2 protein-coding genes are annotated in these 2,906 nt (G+C 32.9%); one reads left to right on the forward strand and one right to left on the reverse strand.

Going from position 1 to position 2,906, the window contains the following annotated elements; translation table 11 throughout:
• Window positions 1-135 precede the first annotated feature (135 nt).
• On the reverse strand, window positions 136-2,133 hold the full coding sequence (locus tag ACI32A_RS02225) for an FAD-dependent oxidoreductase (RefSeq protein ID WP_439753391.1): 1,998 nt from the start codon (window positions 2,131-2,133) through the stop codon (window positions 136-138).
• Between the two features lie 99 nt (window positions 2,134-2,232).
• Between ACI32A_RS02225 and ACI32A_RS02230 the strand changes: the two genes are divergently transcribed.
• Entirely contained in the window at window positions 2,233-2,823 is a 591-nt protein-coding gene (locus ACI32A_RS02230) for a TetR/AcrR family transcriptional regulator (protein ID WP_439753392.1), read from the forward strand.
• The last annotated feature ends 83 nt before the right edge of the window (window positions 2,824-2,906 follow it).

Here is a 2,906-nt window from a genome sequence, read left to right on the forward strand (position 1 = left end):
TTCTGTCTGTTTAGTACTTTCATCTTATCATATTTAGAAATTGTGATTTTGGTTAATTTTTACATTATTTCATTTATTATTTACATATACTCAATTGTGAAAACAATGTGACAAAAAAAGGAACAACAAGTGTTCCTATAGTTTCATAGCTAAATCTGTCGCAGCCCATACAACGTGTTTTAAATTACCAACAAATTGTACATCGCCCACAAAATGAATGTTTTCTACATCTTTATATTTTTCTTTTAATTCATTATTTGGTTCATATCCAATGGAAGTGATAATGGAATCACATTTTATACCATATGTTTTTCCATCCTTTTCATAATGTAAACCACTCTTTTCCAAGCTGGTTACTTTAGCACTTGTAATAACATTCACTTTATGTAATTTCAATAAATCAATTAAACATTGTCTATTTGTTGCGGCTAATTCTCTAACTTTGATGATATCATCCATCATTTCAACAATCGTAACTTCTTTTCCTTTTAATGCTAAATCATAAGCAATTTCACATCCTGTTAATCCTCCACCAATAACAGTGACTTTTTGACCAACTTCTTTATATCCTCTCAAATATTCAATGGCTTCAATCATTTCGCGCTTATCGGATTTCATAACTCTTGGACTTGCTCCTGTACAAATGATATATTCATCCGCTGATAAAGAAGAAAGATTATTTAAATCAACTTCTGTATTCAAATGCAATGTAATCGTATCGTATTTTTCATTTACCTGACGTCTATACCAATCTATTAACATACGATCTTTTTCTTTGAATTCTGGTGCAGCAGCGGCAATAAAGACACCACCTAATTCATTCGATTTTTCATATAAATCTACTTTGTGTCCTCGTTTTGCTAATTGAATCGCACATTCCATTCCACCGATTCCACCACCAATAACAGCTATATTTTTTATAACTTTTGCAGGAATAACAGGATATTCATCTTCATGCATAGTTGCTGCATTTAATGCACAACGTGTTCCTGCTCCCCAGAACAAACCAAAACATCCATTGTGACAAGCAATACATGGTTTAACATCTTCATAGTTTCCGTTTTTAACTTTATCTGGCCATTCTGGATCAATTAAATATTGTCTGGCACATCCTATCGCATCTACTTGTTCCATTTCAATGGCTCTATATGTTTGTGGCAAATACTCCATTCTTCCAGCTACACAAACTGGAATATGTACATAGTTCTTAATAAAAGCTGCATCGGTTAAATTGTGAGCTAATGGCATATATACAGGAGGATGACACCAATACCAGGAATCATATGTTCCATTGTCACAGTTCAACATATCATATCCAGCTTCTTCTAACATTTTAGCAACAGCTGGACTTTCTTCTAAGCTTCGTCCAAATTCTTTATATGGCTCTTCTGGTAAAGCTCCTGAGTTGAAACCTTTCATTTTGCTGGCAACGGAATAACGCATGGAAACTGGGAAATCCTGGCCTGCTTGTTCTTTAATTTCCTTAACAATTTCACACGCAAATCGTAAACGATTTTCTAAGCATCCACCATATTCATCTGTTCGCCAGTTCGAACATTCCATCGCAAATTGATCCAATAAATATCCTTCATGAACCGCATGAACTTCCACTCCATCAAATCCTGCTTCTTTTAATAATTTTGCACATAAACCAAATTCTTTTATATAACGATGAATTTCATCAACAGTTAATGCACGATGCGTTTTTTCGGGAACCCATACATTTGGTAAACCTTCACTTGGTCCATTCATGGCTTCCGCTGTATCGCAACCAGGAATATACATAGCACTTGTAATGGATAAACATCTTCCCATTCCAGCTCCAATTTGTAAGAATAACTTACAATCGTATTTATGAATTTCATTCATGAATTCTTTTAAACGGTCCATATTTTTTTCAATGTCTTCATGTAACCACCCAGGTCTTCCCCACATATCTTTAATTTGTGAAATACCTGTGATAATCAATCCAACTCCACCTTTGGCTCTTTCAATGTAATAAGGCGCTGCTTTTTCATTAAAACCTCTTTCAATTAAAGCAGTTCCACCCATTGCACACATGACAAAACGATTTTTGATTTCTGTTTGATTAATTTTAAATGGAGTAAACATTTTTTCGAATTTTTGCGTCATATTATACCTCTCTTTCCGAATTATATTCGCCGAACTCCATTCGGTTATAATTCTATTTTATCATTATATTTTTTATTGTAAATAAGATATAATAAACACATGGAAAATTTAACAAACCGACAAAAACAAGCACTTGAAACAAAGCAACTCATTATCAAAACATTCTTTAATTTATTAAAAGATAATGCTCTGGAAGATATAACAATCCAAACCATTTGTAAAAAAGCCAATATATCAGTTGGAGCTTTTTATCATCACTATAACAGCAAAGACGAAGTCTTAGCCGAAACATTCACTCAATTTGATGACTTTGTTTCCCAAGTACTTGTGAACAAGCCTTATCAATCTTCAAGTGAAGCCATTATTGATTTTTTATATCATCTAGTCATTGGTGCAAAAGACAACGGTGTCAATACCACTAGAGAAATATTAAAACTCGCTTTAAAAAATCCTTCTTATTTTGAAGACCAGGAACGCTATTCCAGAAAATATTTAAAACAAATTGTGAATAAAGCATTGGAAGAAAAACAATTAAAACCCGAAACCAATGTAGATTTTTTATGTTCTCTTTTATTAAGACACGCTCGAGGAATTGGTTATGACTGGGTAGCTCATAATGGGAATTATGACCTGGATCAGACGCTTCATTATGATTTGACGATTATCTTAAAATCTTTTGAAAACACCTAAAAAAATCAAAAGTTTATACAAACCTTTGATTTTTTTCGCTAAGTTCAACTAAAAAGTTGATAATTGTACGTCAATAATGTCAA

Origin of the sequence: Floccifex sp. (assembly GCF_051873555.1) — a bacterium.
Classification (GTDB): domain Bacteria; phylum Bacillota_I; class Bacilli_A; order Erysipelotrichales; family Erysipelotrichaceae; genus Floccifex.

What these genes read in the sequence shown, in the direction of transcription:
- ACI32A_RS02225 (WP_439753391.1), bottom strand. Translation starts at nt 2,133, where the DNA reads ATGACGCAAAAATTCGAAAAAATGTTTACTCCATTTAAAATTAATCAA.
- ACI32A_RS02230 (WP_439753392.1), top strand. Translation starts at nt 2,233, where the DNA reads ATGGAAAATTTAACAAACCGACAAAAACAAGCACTTGAAACAAAGCAA.